Source organism: Micromonospora sp. L5 (genome assembly GCF_000177655.2).
Lineage (GTDB): Bacteria > Actinomycetota > Actinomycetes > Mycobacteriales > Micromonosporaceae > Micromonospora > Micromonospora aurantiaca.
Map to the genome: position 1 here is coordinate 5,040,425 of NC_014815.1, position 17,230 is coordinate 5,057,654.

18 protein-coding genes are annotated in these 17,230 nt (G+C 74.0%); 6 read left to right on the forward strand and 12 right to left on the reverse strand.

Going from position 1 to position 17,230, the window contains the following annotated elements; genetic code table 11:
- Positions 1-112: 112 nt before the first annotated feature.
- From ML5_RS23220 to ML5_RS23250, 7 genes are all read right to left on the reverse strand, one after another.
- Positions 113-697 (reverse strand): TetR/AcrR family transcriptional regulator, encoded by a 585-nt coding sequence (locus ML5_RS23220; protein WP_013286885.1) that lies wholly within the window; start codon positions 695-697, stop codon positions 113-115.
- 62 nt (positions 698-759) lie between these two features.
- Positions 760-1,485, reverse strand: a complete 726-nt coding sequence (locus ML5_RS23225) for an ABC transporter ATP-binding protein (protein ID WP_013476401.1) — start codon at positions 1,483-1,485, stop codon at positions 760-762.
- Positions 1,482-2,612 carry an ABC transporter permease gene (locus tag ML5_RS23230; protein WP_013476402.1) on the reverse strand — a complete coding sequence of 377 codons (1,131 nt, stop codon included), beginning with the start codon at positions 2,610-2,612 and terminating at the stop codon, positions 1,482-1,484. Before ML5_RS23230 ends, ML5_RS23225 begins: the two co-directional genes overlap by 4 nt.
- A 144-nt stretch (positions 2,613-2,756) precedes the next feature.
- A complete protein-coding gene (locus tag ML5_RS23235; protein ID WP_013476403.1) occupies positions 2,757-3,182 on the reverse strand; it encodes a DUF6069 family protein in 426 nt (141 codons plus the stop codon).
- A complete protein-coding gene (locus ML5_RS23240) occupies positions 3,175-3,642 on the reverse strand; it encodes an SRPBCC domain-containing protein (protein WP_013476404.1) in 468 nt (155 codons plus the stop codon). Before ML5_RS23240 ends, ML5_RS23235 begins: the two co-directional genes overlap by 8 nt.
- Positions 3,596-3,976 carry a helix-turn-helix transcriptional regulator gene (locus tag ML5_RS23245; protein WP_174361719.1) on the reverse strand — a complete coding sequence of 127 codons (381 nt, stop codon included), beginning with the start codon at positions 3,974-3,976 and terminating at the stop codon, positions 3,596-3,598. Before ML5_RS23245 ends, ML5_RS23240 begins: the two co-directional genes overlap by 47 nt.
- Positions 3,977-4,121: 145 nt before the next feature.
- Positions 4,122-5,489: a PHB depolymerase family esterase gene (locus ML5_RS23250; protein ID WP_013476405.1), complete on the reverse strand. Its 1,368-nt coding sequence runs from the start codon at positions 5,487-5,489 to the stop codon at positions 4,122-4,124.
- A gap of 237 nt (positions 5,490-5,726) precedes the next feature.
- Between ML5_RS23250 and ML5_RS23255 the strand changes: the two genes are divergently transcribed.
- The 4 genes from ML5_RS23255 to ML5_RS23270 all read left to right on the forward strand — a co-directional run bounded on the left by ML5_RS23255 (position 5,727) and on the right by ML5_RS23270 (position 9,594).
- Positions 5,727-6,689: a PaaX family transcriptional regulator C-terminal domain-containing protein gene (locus tag ML5_RS23255; protein WP_013476406.1), complete on the forward strand. Its 963-nt coding sequence runs from the start codon at positions 5,727-5,729 to the stop codon at positions 6,687-6,689.
- Entirely contained in the window at positions 6,680-7,933 is a 1,254-nt protein-coding gene (locus ML5_RS23260) for a cytochrome P450 (protein ID WP_013476407.1), read from the forward strand. The genes ML5_RS23255 and ML5_RS23260 overlap by 10 nt, the downstream gene beginning before the upstream one ends.
- 96 nt (positions 7,934-8,029) lie before the next feature.
- Positions 8,030-8,290: an acyl carrier protein gene (locus ML5_RS23265; protein WP_013286876.1), complete on the forward strand. Its 261-nt coding sequence runs from the start codon at positions 8,030-8,032 to the stop codon at positions 8,288-8,290.
- Between the two features lie 65 nt (positions 8,291-8,355).
- Complete coding sequence (locus ML5_RS23270; RefSeq protein ID WP_013476408.1) at positions 8,356-9,594, forward strand: beta-ketoacyl synthase; 1,239 nt, start codon at positions 8,356-8,358, stop codon at positions 9,592-9,594.
- A 30-nt stretch (positions 9,595-9,624) separates the two neighbouring features.
- Here ML5_RS23270 and ML5_RS23275 read toward each other — a convergent pair whose 3' ends face one another.
- From ML5_RS23275 to ML5_RS23285, 3 genes are all read right to left on the reverse strand, one after another.
- Positions 9,625-10,938, reverse strand: a complete 1,314-nt coding sequence (locus ML5_RS23275; protein WP_013476409.1) for a glycosyltransferase family 2 protein — start codon at positions 10,936-10,938, stop codon at positions 9,625-9,627.
- Between the two features lie 12 nt (positions 10,939-10,950).
- Positions 10,951-11,232, reverse strand: a complete 282-nt coding sequence (locus tag ML5_RS23280; RefSeq protein WP_013286873.1) for a phosphopantetheine-binding protein — start codon at positions 11,230-11,232, stop codon at positions 10,951-10,953.
- 86 nt (positions 11,233-11,318) lie between these two features.
- Positions 11,319-11,999: a 4'-phosphopantetheinyl transferase superfamily protein gene (locus tag ML5_RS23285; RefSeq protein ID WP_013476410.1), complete on the reverse strand. Its 681-nt coding sequence runs from the start codon at positions 11,997-11,999 to the stop codon at positions 11,319-11,321.
- A 65-nt stretch (positions 12,000-12,064) separates the two neighbouring features.
- On the opposite strand from ML5_RS23285, the gene ML5_RS23290 reads away from it, so the two are divergent.
- Positions 12,065-13,474, forward strand: coding sequence for a condensation domain-containing protein (locus ML5_RS23290; RefSeq protein WP_013476411.1), 1,410 nt, complete (start codon positions 12,065-12,067; stop codon positions 13,472-13,474).
- A 4-nt stretch (positions 13,475-13,478) separates the two neighbouring features.
- Here the strand turns inward: ML5_RS23290 and ML5_RS23295 are convergent, their stop codons facing one another.
- On the reverse strand, positions 13,479-14,681 hold the full coding sequence (locus tag ML5_RS23295; protein WP_013286870.1) for a cytochrome P450: 1,203 nt from the start codon (positions 14,679-14,681) through the stop codon (positions 13,479-13,481).
- A gap of 10 nt (positions 14,682-14,691) precedes the next feature.
- The gene (locus ML5_RS23300; RefSeq protein WP_013476412.1) at positions 14,692-15,855 is read right to left on the reverse strand and encodes a nucleotide disphospho-sugar-binding domain-containing protein; all 1,164 of its coding nucleotides are present in this window, start codon (positions 15,853-15,855) and stop codon (positions 14,692-14,694) included.
- A gap of 157 nt (positions 15,856-16,012) precedes the next feature.
- Between ML5_RS23300 and ML5_RS23305 the strand changes: the two genes are divergently transcribed.
- Positions 16,013-17,224 carry a cytochrome P450 gene (locus ML5_RS23305; RefSeq protein WP_013286868.1) on the forward strand — a complete coding sequence of 404 codons (1,212 nt, stop codon included), beginning with the start codon at positions 16,013-16,015 and terminating at the stop codon, positions 17,222-17,224.
- The last annotated feature ends 6 nt before the right edge of the window (positions 17,225-17,230 follow it).

The following is a 17,230-nucleotide window of genomic DNA, read 5'->3' on the forward strand; positions in this document are numbered from 1 at the left end:
GGGTCGTCGCCCGTGCGCGCACGCGTGGTGCGGCTGCCGGCGACGACCCGGGCCGTCGTTGTTCAGCAGGTGTGGTGGTGCCCGGACGCCGCCGGATCTCAGGGGCGGGTGGTCAGCCGGCGTCCGGGCGCAGGTACGGCGTGAGCAGCTCGCGGGCGAGGCCCCTGGCCGCCGGAAGGCCGAGACCGTTCTCGATCATGCGGCTCAGGGCGTAGACGACCGACTGGACGAGCTCCGCCATCCGGTCCGGATCGCTCGCCCCGTGTTCGGTGAGCGCGGCGCGCAACGGCGCCTCGAGGCTGTCGTGCAGCAGCCGGCTGGAGGTCGCCAGCACCTCGCTGTTGCCCGCCGACGCCAGTGCCCGGGCCAGCGCGTGGTCGCCCCGGGCAACCAGTTGCAGGTTGGCCTCGACGTACGCCAGGATCCTCGCCCCCGGCGTGCGGGCCTCGGCCATCTGCTTCTCGACGAAGGCCGACCACCGGGGGAACGTGTCGGCGACCAGCACGTCGAACATGTCGGTGCGGGACTTGAAGTACGAGTACGCGCTGGAGCGGGCCAGCCCGGCGTGCCGGGCCACGTCGGCCAGGCTCGGGATCTGCTCCGGGTGCTCGGAGAGCAGGGCGCGGGCGGCGTCGAGCAACGCCGCCCGCTGCGCGGCCCGGTGTTCCGCGACGGTAGAGGCTTGGATCTTCGGCACAGCGACCTCCCCGTGTCTCCCGCCGCCCGTGTCCGGTCCGCGTCGCTCCCTGCTCGTCGCGGTCAGCTGCTCGTGGCGAGCTTGCCGTCGATCATCTCGTAGATGGTGTCACAGTATTGCAGCACGTCGTGATCGTGAGTGACCATCACGACGGCCACCGAGCGCTCCCGCGCCTCCTGGGCGAGCAGCTGGACGATGTCGTGGCTGCGGGCCCGGTCCAGCGCCGCCGTCGGCTCGTCCACCAGCAGCACCGACGGCTCGGTCATCAGCGCCCGGGCGATGCCGACGCGCTGGCGCTCGCCGCCGGAGAGCTGGTGCGGCCGGCGGTCGGCCTTACCGGCCAGGCCGACGTGCGCGAGCATCTCCAGCGGGTCGCGTCCGGACCGTTCCCGTCGCCCGCCCAGCCGCAGCGGCAGGCGCAGCTGGTCGGCGGCGGTCAGCGCGGGCAGCAGGTTGCCCGACTGGAACACGAACCCCACGTGCCGGCGGCGCAGCTCGGTGCGCGCCCGGCGGCTGGACACGGTCATGTCGTGCCCGGCCACCGTGACGGTGCCCTGATCGGGGCGGGCCAGCCCGCCGGCCACGGCGAGCAGGCTGGATTTGCCCGCGCCGGACGGTCCGACGATCGCGGCCAGCTCACCGGGCGCGACGGTCAGGTCGACGTCGTCCAGCGCGTGCACGGTCTCCGCGCCGTCGCCGTGCCGCAGGTGGACGCCGCGCATGACCAGGCCGAGGCCGGCTCCAGCGGTGCCCGGCGTCGAGGGGGACGGTGTGGTCCGGCTGCTCATCGGTTGCCTCCCAGGGCGGTCGCCGGGTCGATGGAGGTGAGGCGTACGACGGCGGCTGCCGCGCCGACCAGGCCGAGCACGAGCAGGCCGGCCGCGGCGGCGGCGATGCTCTGCGGATGCAGCGCGAACGGAACGTTGCCGCCGGAGATCAGCGCGCCGAGGCCGAGGCCGATCCCCATGCCGACGGCGATGGCGAGGGCCAGCAGGATCAGTGCCTGGGTGAGCGCGTCGCGCAGCACCCAGCCGGTCGAGGCGCCCAGCGCCCGCAGCACGGCGACCTCCTGCTTGCGCTGGATCGCCCAGACCGCGAAGAACGCGCCGGCCACGAGCGCCGAGATGGCGTAGAGGAAGCCCTGGATCAACTGGAGCGTGGTCGTCTCGGCGGTGTAGCCGGGCGAGGCGCCGTACGACTCGTCGAGCGTCAGGCTCTCTGTGCCCGCGGCCTTGTCGCCCGCGGCCAGGTCCACCGAGCCGCCGCCGGTCGCGCGGACCGCGACGGCGGTGATCTCCTGGGTCGCCTGCGCCGGCACCTGCGCGCCGGCCGGGGTGCCGGACTTGACCGCCTGCCACGTCGCCAGCGGCACGTACGCCACGTCGACGTGGCCGAAGGTGTCCTGCTGCTCGGTGACGCCGACGACGCGCAGCCGCGTGCCCAGCCGGTCCACAGTCACGGTGTCGCCGACGCGCAGGCCCGCGTCGATGGCGGTGGGGCTCACCACGATCCCGTCCGCCGGGCCGAGCCGGTCGCCCTCGCTGACGGCGGGGGACAGGAACGAGCCGGTCTCGACGCCGAACAGCGCGAGGTCGACCTCGGTGCCACCGTCGGTCCGCCCGTTGACGAGCGTGTTGCCGAACGGGGTCGCCTCGGCCACGCCCGGCTGGTCGCGCCAGGTGTCCACCGCCGAGGCGTCCACCACGCTGCGCGAGAACGCCGAGTCGTGCTGCACGCCGTGGGCGAAGGCGAACGAGGTGACCGGCAGGTTCTGCAGGCCGGAGACGCCGTCCCGGACCAGCCCGACGGACAGGCCGGACAGCATCACCATCAGCACCGAGATCAGCGCGATCACGGCCCCCATCAGGGCGAATCGCAGCCGCGCGAACCCCAGCTCACGAATGGCCAGGAACATCAGCCGCCACCTCTCAAACTTGTCGACACCATGTCGTCATGTTAACAACACGGTGTCGGCAAAAAGGGCCGGCGGCGGCTGTCTACCCGACCACACTCCGTGACGGCGCGGGCCGGTCCGGCGGGCGGCGCCCCGTGCCCGGCGTCAGGCGGCGACCGGGCCCGCGGTGGCGCGGCGCGCGCGCCGGCCGAGGGCGGTCACCGCGACGACGATGATCGGGGCGAGCGTGAGGTGGCACGCCGCGAGCGTGATCTTGCTGGTGGTGTCCAGGTCCGCGGGCAGCGTCATGGTGGCGATCGTGAGTACCGCGAGCGCCGGGCCGATGATCAGCGCCGCCCGGACCACCCAGGCGAACCGGGACGCCAGCAGGGCGACGGCGGTGAGCCCGAGCGCCAGCGGCAGCGCGCTGAAGCCCGCGACGGTCACCGCGTCGACCTCGACCCGCCGGCCGTCGGCGGTGAACAGGAAGCTGCCGCCGGCCGCCCGGCCGATCGCGTACACGATCAGGTTGACGACCACCGCGACGGCGGTGGCGAGCGCGACGACGGCGGTGCGGGACAGGTCAGCCACGGGAGGTCTCCTCTGCGTGCTCTCGGATCAGGTACGCCTCGATGCGGGCGAACGCCCCGGTCCAGACCTCGCCGACGAAGAAGTCGCGCAGCTGCGGGGTCGGGAAGCCGCTCTGCACCACGGTCATCAGCGTGCCGCCGTCCTTCGCCTCGAAGGTGACCTCGATGCGCGTGGTCATGGTCGTGCCGTCCGGGCCGGTACCAGTCGACTCGGTGACCAGCCGGTGCGGGCGGTCGATCTCCAGGAACGTCTGCGTCTCGCGGAACAGCATGTCGGGGGAGGGGCCCCAGACGGCGGTCTGCTTCCCGCCGACCCGCAGGTCGACGTCGATCTCCACGATGCCGGGCTGCTCGTCGAGGATGCCGAACCAGATCTTCTGTTTGCCGGCGTCAGTGTAGGCGTCGAACACCTCGTCAGGGGTGCCCGGAAGGTGTCGTGTCACTCGCATGTGGAGCGTCATGGTCGCGGTCCTCCGTGGTGAGTGTGAGGTAGGCGTCGAGGCCGTCGAGGCGACGGGCCCAGAGACGTCGGTAGAAGGCGATCCAGGCCATGGCCGAGTCCAGCGGCGCCTCGCTGAGCCGGCACTGCCGGGACCGGCCGACCTTGCGCGTCACCACGAGGCCCGCGTCCTCCAGCGCCCGGACGTGCTTGCGCATGCCGGTGAGGCTCATCCCGGTGGGCTCGGTGAGCTCGCTGATGGTGGCCGGGCCCGCGCCGAGCCGGATCAGGATGTCGCGTCGGGTGGGGTCGGCCAGGCTGGCGAAAACCCGGTCGAGCGTCTCTTGCTGAACCACGAGGTTCACCGTACGACACTGAACCATTTGGTTCAACGTTATGCCGAGGTGGGCGTGGCGTACGCGTGAAACGGCCCCGCGACCTCTCGGGTCGCGGGGCCGTCCCCGGCGCCGTGGGAAGAAACGCCGGAGTGTGCGGTGCCGGTCAGGCGAGCGTGCAGGGTGCGCCGTTGAGGCTGAACGAGCCGGGCCGGGCGGTGTTGCCGGTGTGCGTGGCCTGGAAGCCGATGGTGGTCGAGCCGCGAGCCGGGATGACCGCGTTGTACGCGAGGTTGCGCGCGGTCACCTGACCCGAGGCGGGGGAGTAGGAGGCGTTCCAGCCCGAGGTGATGGTCTGGCCGCCGGGCAGCGTGAACGTCAGCGACCAGCCGTTCACCGCGGCCGAACCGGTGTTGCTGATGGTGATGTTCTCGGTCAGCCCGTTGTTCCAGGCGTTCAGCTCGATGCTCACCGAGCAGGCGCCGGTGCCGGGCGGGGGCGTGGTCGGGCCGGGCGGAGGCGTGGTCGGGCCCGGCGGAGGTGTGGTCGGGCCGGGCGGAGGCGTGGTCGGGCCCGGCGGGGGCGTGGTCGGGCCCGGCGTGGTGGTCAGGCCGAAGAACGCCACCGCGGCCGCGGCCATGCCGGCCGAGGGCAGGCTGTGCCCGGCGCCCTGGATGCTGTACGCCTCGACCTGCACGGTGCCGGTGCCGTCGGCGTAGCGCCGCCGGTTCCAGCCGGACTGCGGCGTGTCGGTGGACGTGGGCGTCTGGCTGAGGCCGAACACGTTCGTCCACTGCTCGATCGTCTCCTGGAGCAGCGAGTACGGCACCAGCGTGTCGTTGGTGCCGTGCCACAACTGCACCCGGGGACGGGGACCGGTGTAGCCGGGGTACGCCTGGCGGACCGCGTCACCCCACTGCTGCGGGGTGCGGTCCATGTTCCCGCCGGTGCACTGGCTGGATCCGGGCGGATAGTCGGCGGCGCCGGCGAAGCAGTTGAACGGCACGCCCATGAACGCCGCGCCGGCCTTGAAGACGTCCGGGTAGAGCGCCAGCATGTGGTTGGTCATCATGCCGCCGGACGAGCTGCCGGTGGCGTAGACCCGGTCCGGGTCTGCGCCGTACTGCTGCTGGACGTAGCGGACCATCGAGATGAGTGACACCGGGTCGCTGCCGCCGCCGCGCCGCTTGGCCGCGTCGGACCAGGTGTCGAAGCAGTTGCCGAAGCCGGCCTGCTGGGTCGCGCTGGGGTAGATGACGATGAAGCCGTACCGGTCGGCCAGGCCGGCGAACTCGCTGCCGGAGTAGAAGCCGGGGCCGGAACCGCCGCAGCCGTGCATGGCCACCACAGTGGCCGGCCGGGCCGGGCGGGCGTCCGGGACGTAGACGTGCATGCGCATCCGGCCGGGGTTGTCGCCGAAGCTGGTCACCTCGGTCAGCGACGCCGCGTACGCGGGTTGGACGGCGGGGATCACCAGGCCGGCCGCCGCCAGCGACGCGGCCAGGGCCACCACCATCTTGGCTCTGATTCTCACGGAGACTCCTTCGATCGCCCTGTGCGGGCGGGGTCGGGCGGATGCGCCCCGCGCCGGCGACCCGGGCCGCCGCGGTGTCGCGCCTCACCCACTGACGTGGTTCGCCCGGCCCGGCTCCGTCGTGTGGCACATAGTGTTCCGGCCGGACGGCGAAGTGTCAATCGACATGCTCCGATGAGCTGCGGCGGCGTTCGTCTACAGTCGGTGCACCGTCCCTGAGCCGAGCCCGGAGCGCGTGTGGCAAGCCCGTTCGACATCGAGGAGATCTACCCGGACGAGGGACCGGCGCCGCGGCTGCCCCGGCGGCAGGCCGGCACCTCGCCGCAGAGCGTCGCGGTGACGCTCCTGACCGACTACACGCTGCGTACCCGCGCCGCGCTGCCGTCCGCGGCGATCGTCGCGCTGCTCGGCGAGGCCGGCGTGACCAGCGCCGGCGCGCGTACCGCGATCAGCCGGCTGGCCCGCCGCGGTGTGCTGGAGGGCAGCCGGCAGGGCCGCAACAGCTTCTACCGGCTCAGCCGCGCCGCCGCCGCCGACCTGTCCGCCGGCGGGAACTGGATCACCGCCTCCACCGCCGAGACGCAGGCGTGGGACGGATGCTGGACGATCGTCGCCTTCTCGCTGCCGCAGGACCACGGCACGCAGCGCCGGGCCCTGCGCGGCCAGCTGCGCTGGCTCGGCTTCGCGCCGCTCTACGACGGGCTGTGGATCTCGCCGTACGAGCTGGCCGGGCCCGCGTGCGCCCGGCTGGCCCAGCTCGCCCTCGGTGCGGTCACGGTGTTCCGGGGACGGCAGGACGCGCTGGACGCGATCGGCCAGCGCGCCCCCGTGGACGCCTGGGACGTCGACGCGATCAGCGGGCACTATGAGGCGTTCCTACGGCGGTGGACGCCGCTGGTGTCGCGGCTCGGCTCCGTCGACGGCGCCGCCGCCGTGCGGGCGCGTACCGAGGTGATGGACACGTACCGGCGGTTTCCCACGCTCGACCCGCGGCTGCCACTGGAACTGCTGCCCGCCGGATGGCCGCGCCGGGCGGCCCGGGACCTGTTCGCGGCCGTCTACGACGGCCTGGCCGGGGCCGCCGAAGCCCACGTCCGGGCGGTCGTCGCCCGGTTCGCCGACCCGGTGCCGCCCGGCATCCGGGCGCACACCACCGCCGACATGCTCGCGGGCGTACGCGAGGAGCGGCCATGCGCGTGACCATCTCCCTCGACGAGCTGCTCGGCGACGAGGTACGGCGCGACCCGTACCCGTTCTACGCCCGGCTGCACGAGGCGGGAGAGGCGGTCGCGCTGCGGCCCGCCGACCCGCACGCGCTCGTCGTGCACGGATATGACGCGGTCAACAAGGTGCTGCGCGACCCCGTCTTCCGGGTGCTCGGCGCCGACTACCTGGACCGGGCCGGGGTGCGCTGGCGCGAGCACCAGGTCATCCGGATCCTCCAGTCGTCGATGCTCAACGCCGCCGAGGGCGACCACCTGCGGGTCCGGCACCTGTTCTCCCAGGCCCTCACCCCGCGCCGGGTCGCCGCGCTGGAGCCGGCCATCGGGCGCATCGCCGACGGCCTGCTCGACGGGCTCGCCGCCGAGGGCGCGGACGGCCGGCCGGTCGACTTCATGGCCCGCTTCGCGCTCCGGCTGCCCAGTGACATCATCGGCGAGCTGCTGGGCGTGCCGGAGGCGGACCGGGAGTGGTTCCCGTCCCGGGTCCGCGCGTTCGACGCGGTGCTGGAGATCGGCCGCCGGTCCATGCGCGAGGTCCGGGCCGCCAACGTGGCGGCGGCGGAGCTGACCGCGTACTTCACCGACCTGGTCGCCGCGCGCCGGGCGGCGCCGCGCGACGACTTCGTCTCGGCGCTGCTGCGCGGCCTGGACGACGAGCCCGGCCGGCTGAGCGCCGACGAGCTGCTGGCCAACCTGATCATCATGTACAACGCCGGGTTCCGGACCACCGCGAACCTGCTCGGCAACGGGCTGGTGCTGCTCACCGAGCGGCCGGACGCGCGGGACGCGCTGCGCGCCGATCCGTCGCTGGCCGCGTCGTACGTCGAGGAGATCCTGCGGTACGAGCCGCCTGTGCACTTCGCGGTCCGGTACGCCGCCGAGGACACCGAGGTCGCCGGCCTGCCGGTGGCGGCGGGCCGGACGGTGGTGGTGCTGACCGGTGCCGCGAACCGGGATCCGCGCCGCTTCCCCGACCCGGACCGGTTCGACCCGTCCCGCACGGACAACCGGCACCTGGCGTTCAGCGCCGGGCCGCACTACTGCTTCGGGGCGACGCTGGCCCGGACCGAGGGACGGCTGGTCCTGCCCCGCCTGCTGGACCGCTTCCCGGCGCTGGCCGCCGAACCCGGGCCGCGCCGCGCGCTGATGCTGCGCGGGTACGACCGGCTTCCGGTACGGCTGACCGACCGGATATCTTGCCAAACCAATCCGATCGAGTAAGGTCGATGCTATGCGGAGTGTCCGCTCCGCGCCTCACAGGTTCCGTCGAGCAGGTCGAGTGCGCCGCCAGGACACCGTGGAAGGGAAACACCGGGCATGACCGACGAGATCCGCGCGTTCCTCCTCGCCGCACTCACCGAGATGAAGTACGACGTCTCCGACGTCGACGACGACACCGTCTTCGGTCCCGCCGGGCTCGACGTGGACTCCCTCGGCCTGGCCGAGCTGGCGGTACGTGTGGAGGACCGGTTCGGGGTCGCCTTCGACGACGACGAGGCGGAGGATCTCGCCATGATGACCGTCGGCGAGTTCAGCCGGACGGTGGCGGCACGCATCGCACCGGCCTCGGCGCACTGACCGATGTCGGGGCACGGCACCCGGCCGCGCGGCGTCCCGGCGCCCACGTCGGCGCAGCGGTTCCGGTGAGCGTGCGCGAACCGGTCACCGTCACCGGGATCGGACTGGTCAGCCCGGTCGGCGCGACCGCCGCCGAGGTGTTCGACGCGGTCTGCGACGGCCGGTCCGGGCTCACCCGGCCCCCGGCCGGCCATCCGCTGCACGGCGTCGTCGACGTCGCCGCGTTCGCCCCGGCGATCGACCCGGCGAGCGTGCTGCCCGGCCCGGAGTCACGCGTCGTGGACCGGTCGATCGTGATGGTGCTGCGTGCCGCCGAGGACGCGCTCGCCGACGCCGGACTGCGGATCGGCCAGGACGTCGATCCGTACCGGGTGGCGGTCGTCGTCTCCGGCGTCGGCGGTCTGTCCACGCTGGAGGAACAGGTGCTCGCCCGCGCCGGGCGGGGCCGGTTCGGGGTCAGCCCGTACATGCTGCCCGGGACACTGCCGAACATGGGCGCGGCCCGCATCGCGATCAAGTTCGGCATCCACGGCTACACCTCGTCGATCGGCACGGCGTGTGCGGCCGGGGCGCAGTCGATCGGGGAGGCGCTGCGCATCCTGCGCGCCGGCGAGGCGGACGTGGTGCTCGCCGGATGCGCCGAGGCGCCGCTGTTCCCGACGTTCGCCGACGCGTTCGGCAACGCCCGCGCGCTGGCCCGCGGCTGGGCCGACCCGGCCGCCGCGAGCCGCCCCTTCGACCGCCGCCGCAACGGGCTCGTCCTCGGCGAGGGCGCCGGGGTGTTCGTCCTGGAACGCGCCGCGCACGCCGCCGCGCGCGGCGCCCACCGGCACGCCGACGTGCTCGGCTGGGGCGCCACGAACGACGCCCACCACCCGACCACGCCGCGCCCCGACGGCGCGGGCGCGGCCCGGTGCATGCGGATGGCCGTCCGCGACTCAGGGCTGGTGCCCGGCGACATCGGGTACGTCAACGCGCACGGCACCAGCACCCGGGCCGGGGACGCCGCCGAGCTGGCCGCGCTCGCCGAGGTGTACGGCGCCGCCCCGCCGCCGCTGAGTTCGACCAAGGGCGTGACCGGGCACATGCTCGGCGTCTCCGGCGTGATCGAGGCGGCCGTCGCGGTCGAGGCGCTGCGTCGCGGCCTGCTGCCGCCCACGCACAATCTGGACGACCCGGAGCGCGACGGCGAGGTCGACCACATCCGCGGGCGGGCACGCGCCACGGCGGTGGACGCGGTGCTGTCCAACTCGTTCGGCTTCGGCGGGCACAACGTCAGCCTCGTCCTGGCCCGGCCCGCCTGAGCGGCGCGGCCCCTTGCCCGGCCGGGTACCTCAGCGGAGCGTGATCACCGTGGCGGTGTCGTACGCGGCGACGGCGACGGTGAAGTGCGGGCGCAGCATGTCGGCCACGTAGTCGAGGTCGGCGACCAGCGGCACCGGAAGCAGGGCGCGCTGGTCCGGGCCGGTCCGGGTGGCGACCAGTTCGATCCGGTCGGCCTTGAGCAGCCCCCGGGTGAGGAACGCGGGCAGGTCCTCGGGCAGCAGGCACCGCCACATGTCGACGTTGACGATCAGGTCCAGCGCGCCGGCCTTGAACTGCTGGAGCACGGTGCCGAGCAGGTGGGAGTTCGTCTCGCCGACCGGCGCGTCGTGGTCGAACGTGTGCGACCCGGCGCCCAGGTCCAGCGTGGACACGCCGTTGCCGACGATCAGCGCCGCGCTCGCCGTCAGCTCCTCGCGCAGCGACGCGGGCAGGACGTCCGGCCGGCCCAGCCCACCGGCCCGATACGCCTCGATGGCCTGGCCGTAGAGCCGGATCCGGCCCAGGTGCCGGCCGAACGTGTTGAGCCCGTACAGCACCTCGACGTCGTAGCGCAGGTGCTTGCGCAGCAGGTACTTCATGTTGTCCATCGAGGCGAGCCCGTTCGACGTCTTGCGGAAGTGCGGCAGGTGGTAGGAGAGCGCGTCGACGTCCAGCCGGAACAGCTCCGGCGGCGCGCCGTGCAGGTGGAACACCCGGTAGAAGAAGTCGAGGTCCTCGAAGCCCCACTTGACCATCGCCTCGTCGAAGCCGCCGACCCGCCGGAACGACTCGTGGTCCACCGAGGCGTTGTGGGTCAGGCCCAGCACCCAGGGCGCGCTCGGGAAGTCGTCCGTCCGCTGCGGGAGGGCGATGTCCTCCAGCCGCGGGTCGCCACGCTCGGCGTCGAGCATCGCCGGGGCGACCGGTTCGCCCCGGCGCAGCGCGTCCGCGCCGGCCCAGTCCAGGTCGTACCGCTGCCCGAGCAGCACCCCGGGCCGGCCGGCACGACCGGCGTGGAAGTCGCGGTGCCGCTCCAGCAGCCCGGGATGCGCCACCGTGTCGGCGTCGAGGAACATCAGCGTGTCCGCGCGGGCCCGGGCCGCCGCCGCGTTGCGGTTGGCGCTGCGGCCGCGGTTCCGCTCGCTGCGGACGTAGTCGATCCGCAGCCGGTCCCGGTAGGCGTCCACCACCGGGCCGAGCGCCACGGCCGAGCCGTCGTCGCCGACGATCACCTCGAAGTCGCCGGGCGGCAGCGTCTGCCGGGTCAGCGACCGCAGCGTCGCGTCGAGTGCGGAGCCGTTCTCGTGCGCGGGCACCACCACGCTCAGGCCGGGCCGGTCCACGTCTCGGCCTGCTCAGCGCGGGGTGGAGTTGGCGGTGATGTAGTCGGCCAGGTCGCCGAGCGTGGCCATCCGATCCTCGTCGAGTTCCTCGACGTCGATCTGGATCTCCAGCTCGTCCTCCAGCGACAGCAGCAGCTCCAGGCCGAGCGAGGAGCTGAGGCCGAGGTCGTCCATCAGCTGGGTCTGCTCGGTGACCGGCGTGTCCGGCCGGAGCATGCGGGTCAGCAGGACGGTCAGGCGGTCGACGACCTGGTCACGGGGCGGCGCGTCGGCCGGCGCGTCGTGTTCTAGCACCGGGCGTCCCGCGAGTCGATCATGCGCGTCGGCATGGAGTCATCAGAGCAGGGGACATCGGCGGGTGTCAACGGGTACGGCGATCGTCACCGATCGTGACCGAGGCCGGTGTGGCACTCGACGGCGTACCGCCGGTCGCCGGCGAGCGCGACCGCCACCGCGTACCCGGCGGGTGTGCGCAGGTCGGCGAGCCGGTGCGGGCCGGCCGGCTCGACGCACTCGACCACGTCGGCCCGGTGCACCGGCACGGCGAGGTTGGGCCACAGCCGGCCCCCGGCCGCCTTGACCGCCGCCTCCTTGCGCGCCCACAGCCGGGTGAACCGCAGCGCCCGGCCGGCCGGGTCCGGTCCGGCGGCGACGTGCCGAGCCTCCCGCGGGTCGAAGAAGCGCGCGGACGCCGAAACCGGGTCACCGCCCGGCGCGACGTGCTGGATGTCCACCCCGACCGGGCGGCCCTCGCTGAGCGCGACCGCCACCAGGTCGCCGGAGTACGACAGGCTCGTGTGCAGGCCGCTCCACGGGCCGGTCAGCGCCGGTTTGCCGTACCGGCCGCGGCGCCAGGTCAGGGCCGCCGGTGGCGCGCAGGCAGCCCGCCCGGCCAGGACGCGCAGCGCGCCGTGCGCCACTGTGAACCGGTCCCGCAGCGCCCCGGCGCCGAGCCGCGCGGCCCGGTCCCGCTCGTCCGCGTCGAGCACCGCCCGGTACCGGGCCAGCTCGTCCGCCGGCACCGCCACCGGGACGATCCAGACCCGGACGGCGTCCCGCATGGACGGCAGCGTAACCGTGCGCCGTCACGTTGACACACACCGATGTGCGTTGCTCTGATGAGCGGGTGTTCGCGCAGACGGTCCAGGCCCAGGTTCCCGTGGCGTTCGCCGGGCCGGGCGCCGGCACCGCGCCCCTGACCTGGGGGCAGAAGGCCATCATGCAGGACATGCGGGAGACCGGCTGGACGCACAACGTCAGCGGCGCCCACCCGATGCCCGCGGGTGTCACGATCGAGCAGGTGGCGGCCGAGTTCGCCGCGCTGATGGCCCGGCACCCGGCGCTGCGGATGCGGCTCGGCGCCGGCGACGACGGCGGTCCGTGCCAGGTCGTGTCGGCGAGCGGCGAGACGGTCCTGGACGTGGTGGACGTACCCGACGACGCGGACCCGGCCGACGTGGCCGCGTTCGCCTACGACCTGGGCCACGCCCGCCTGCTGAGCCACTACGACCTCTACCGGGACTGGTCGGTGAGGATGGCGGTGATCCGGCACCGCGGCGCGCTGGTGCACCGGGTGCTGACGATCGACCACCTCGTGGTGGACGGCACCGCCACGTCCCTGATCCTGGCCGACCTCGGCCTGGCCGGCCGGCCGGTCCGCCGGGTCGCCGACCCGCGTACCGTGCAGATCCTCGACCTGGGGCGGCGGGAGGAGACGCCGCCGCTGCGCCGGCTCAGTGACCGGGCCGTGCGCCACTGGGCCGAGCATCTGCGGGACGTCCCGCCGCTGACGTTCGGTGAGCCGAAGGCCGGTGGGCGCCGGGGCCACCGGTACTGGCACGGCCGGTTCAGCTCGCCTGCCGCGTACCTGGCGGTGCGGGCCATCGCGGCGCGGACCCGCACGGACACCTCGCGTGTGCTGCTCGCGGTCATCGCGGTCGCGATCGGCCGGGCCACCGGCGTCAGCCCGCTCACCGCGAAGCTCATCGTCGGCAACCGGTTCCGGCCGGGCTTCGCCGAGGCCATCGCTCCGCTCAGCCAGAACGGCGTGCTGCGCGTCGACACCGCGGACACCACTGTGGACGAGGTGGTGGCGCGCGCCCGCCGGGCCGCGGTCTCCGCCGGGAAGTACGCCTACTACGACCCGGCGCAGCTCGCCGAGGTCTCGGACCGGCTGGATGCCGAACGCGGGTACCCGGCCCGGATCAGCTGCCGGATCAACGACCGGCGGGTGACCACCCGGCAGGCGGCCGACGGCGGGCTGCACGACGACCCGGTGACCGCCGAGCGGATCCGCCGCCGGGCCGACGAGACGTTCCTGGTCTGGGACGGCCCGCTGGACCACCTGCCCGAGCAGGTCTTCATCACCGTCGAGGACCAGCCGGAGACGGTTCACCTCCAGGTCATCTTCGACTTCGGCTGCTTCACCGAGGAGCAGGCGGAACGGCTGCTGCGCGGCGTGGAGGAGGTGGCGGTGGAGGCGGCGCTCGATCCCGCCGCGCCGACCCGGGTCGTCCCCGGGTCGGCGGGCGGCTGACCGGTCACCGGTCCCAGGTCACCGGCAGCGACTCCAGGCTGCGCACCACCAGCCCGGGCCGGAACCGCAGCTCCGCCTCGTCGACAGCGAGCCGCAGCCCTGGCAGCCGCCGCAGCAGCGCGCCCAGCGCCTCCTGCAACTCCATCCGCGCCAGCGCCGCGCCCAGGCAGTGGTGCGGACCGGCGCCGAACGCCAGGTGCGGATTGTGCACGCGGGTCAGGTCGAGCGTGTCCGCGCCCGGGAACACAGTGGCGTCCCGGTTGGCCGACGCGATCGCCGGCAGCACCGCGGCGCCGGCCGGCAGGCGTACGCCGCCCAGCTCCACCTCCTCGGTCGTGACCCGGGGCAGCAACACCCCGTTGTCGCCGAGCTGGATGAAGCGGGACAGCTCCTCGACCGCCCGGGCCACCGCCACCGGATCGTCGCCGCGCAGCCCGGCCAGCTGCTCCGGATGGCGGGCCAGGACCAGCAGGAACAGGTTGAGCTGGTTGGTGGTGGTCTCGTGCCCGCCCACGAAGATCCCGGCGGTGACCGACACCAGCTCCCGTTCGGTCAGGTCGTCATGGTCGTCCCAGACCGAGATGAGCGCACTCATCAGGTCGTCGCCGGGCTCGCGGCGCCGCTCGTCGATCAGCTCGCGGAACGCCTCCAGCGCGGCCCGGGGCGCGTCCGGATCGGCGTCCCAGTCGCCGACGAGAGCGTCCGACCACTGGCGTACCCGCTCCCGGTCCCGCTCCGGGATGCCGAACAGCGTGCTGATCACGGAGATCGGCAGGGGACCGGAGAGGTGCGTGATCAGGTCGGCCGGCGGACCCGCGGCCTCCAGCTCGTCGATCATCCGGTCGACGAGCGCCGCGACCCGCGGGCGCAGCTCCTCCACCCGGCGGACGGTGAACGCGTGCGAGACGGCCCGGCGCATCGTGGTGTGCCGGGGCGGATCCATCCCGATCAGCGAGTCCTCGGCGAGTGAGCCGAGTTCCCGGGTCGGGCGGTTCGGGCCGGCCGCGGCGGCCCGGCTGAACCGCTGGTCGGTGAAGACCCGGCGCACGTCGGCGTGCCGGGTGGCCAGGTACGCGCACGCCCCGTCGGGCAGCTCGACCCGGGCCACCGGGCACGTCTCCCGCATCCGGGTGTAGTCCGGCGACGGGTGGTAGATCGTCGGAGCCGGCGCGAGCGGGTACGGGATGGCCGGTGGCTCCTGCGTCATCTGCGACTCCTCAGATCGGGCCGCCCCGGGCCAGGGCGGCAAGCGCCGGCACCAGATCCGCGGGGGCGGGCATGGCGTGGACCCGGTCACGCATCGACGTCGCGGCCCGTCGCCGGGGCCCGTCACCGACCAGTTCGCCGACGAGTTCCCGGACCGCGTCGGCGGTGGCCTGCTCACCCGTCAGCGAGGTGCCGGCGCCGGTGGCGGCCAGCCGTTCCGCGTTGAAGTGCTGGTCACTGACCTGCGGCAGGACGAGCTGCGGCACGCCGTAGGCGAGCGCGGTCATGGTGGTGCCGGCCCCGCCCTGCTGCACGAGCGCGGCGCAGGTCGGCAGCACCAGCCGTACGGCCAGCGGCCCGTCGACCAGGCGGACCCGGGCCGGCAGCGGGCCCAGCCCCTCGTGCTGACGCGGTTCGACCACCACGACGACCTCCACGTCGAGCCCGGCCACCGCCCGGATCACCCCGCCCAGGTCGAACCGGTCGTGCAACCCGGCGGCGGCCATCATGGTGCCCGCCGTGACGCACACCCGGGGCCGGCCCGCCGGGCGGCGCAGCCAGTCCGGCACCACGGCCGGACCGTTGTACGGCACGAACCGCACCGGACGGCCGGGGCGCGCCGTCGGCACCTGCATGGGCGGCGGCACCGGATCGAGCGTCAGGACGCCGTCCAGCGGCACGTCGGCGGCGCGCAACCCGAACCGGGCGGCCAGCGGCCCGACCACCTGATCCGGGTCCAGGCGCAGTGTGGTCGAGGAGTCCGGCCCCCACAGGTTCAGCACGCCCGGCACGCCCAGCGCGGCGGCGGCCACCGGCGCGGCCAGGTTGAACGGCTCCCAGAGGACCAGGTCCGGCCGCCAGGACCGGCCGAAGGAGACCAGGTCGTCGAGGACGGCGTCGGCGAACCGGACCACCCCGCCGTCGGCGGTGATCGCCGGCACGACCGCGCCGGCCGGCGCGGAACCGGCGAGCGGGGCCACCGTGCCGATCCGGCCGGCGAACGCCTCGGCGAAGTCGACGTCCGCGCCCAGCGGTACGGCGGCGAGCCCGGCCGCGCTGATCGTGGCGGCCAGCGACGGGTGACTCGCCACCCGCACCTCGTGACCGGCGGCCTGCAACGCCCAGCCGAGCGGGACCAGGCTGTAGAAATGCGACCGCCAGCCCCACGTCGACATCAGAATTCGCAGCGGCGCAGTCAAATCCCACCAATCCGCGCGGCGAAACGGCAGCCCTGGAGAACCGATGCTAGGGGATCGGCACCGGTACGCGGAAGGCCGCGGACGCATGCGACGGATATTGACGCCGGACTAACCGATGCTGGACTCTTAGCCGATGTCGGACGTGGACCGCGATCAGCTGCCCGGTGGCCCGGTGACAGTCAATTCCGGGCTGCGTTCCTATCCGTTCGAACCGTTCACCGGAGACCTTCCCGCCGAGCTGCTGGAGATGGTCGTCGCCGAGCCGGTCAGCCGGGTGCGGCTGCCCGACGGGCGGGCGGCCTGGCTGGTGCTCGGCTACGAGGACTGCTGCACCGTCCTGGCCGATCCCCGCTTCTCCCGGCTGCCGCTGGGCGCGACGGCGACACCGGACGGCGGCGGCCCCCGTGAGTTGAACATGGACGGTCCGGCGCACGCCGTGGTGCGGCGGGTGGCCGGCCGCGCGTTCACCGCCCGGCGCATCGGGACGTTCCGGCCCCGGGTGCAGCGGCTGGTGGACGAGCTGGTCGACGCCATGCTGGCCGGTCCGCGCCCGGCCGACGTGGTGGCCGGACTGGTGGCGCCGCTGCCGGTGCTCGTGGTGTGCGACGTGCTCGGCGTCCCGGCCGCCGACCGGCCCCGGTTCTACGCCTGGATCGAGGGGCTGAACTCGGTCACCGCGTACGGCTCGGCCGCCGCCGTGACCGCGCAGGCCGAGCTGCGTGACTACCTGGCCGGGCAGCTGGCGCGCAAGCGGGCCGAGCCCGGCGACGACCTGCTCTCGGCCTGGGTCCGCGGCGGCGGCGCGCACGAGCTGGTCGACGCCGAACTGGTCGAGCTGGCCATGGGGGTGCTGCTCGGCGGGCTGGAGATCAATTCGACGAGCGCGGGCCTGCGCGCGTTGTTCCAGCACCCGGAGCAGCTGGCGAAGCTGCGGGCCGCGCCGGGCAAGCTCGCCGCGGCCACCGACGAGATCCTGCGCTACACGTCGGTGAGCGCCATGTTCCGGGTACAGGTGGTCCGCGAGGACCTGGTCCTCGGCGGGGTCGGGATGAGGGCCGGCGACTGCGTGATGGCGATCCCGTGGGCCGGCAACCGCGACCCCCGGTTCTTCCCCGAGCCGAACGTCTTCGACATCGACCGCCGGCCCGGTGTGCCGCATCTGACCTTCGGCTTCGGGCCGCACTTCTGCCTCGGCACGGCGCTGGGCCGGATGCAGGTGGAGCTGTCGCTCGGGGCGCTGCTGACCCGGATGCCGGCGCTGTCTCCGGCCGTGCCGCTGGCGGAGATCCCGTGGCGGCACGACCGGATGAACGGCGGCATCGCCTCCTTCCCGGTCACCTGGTGACCGGCG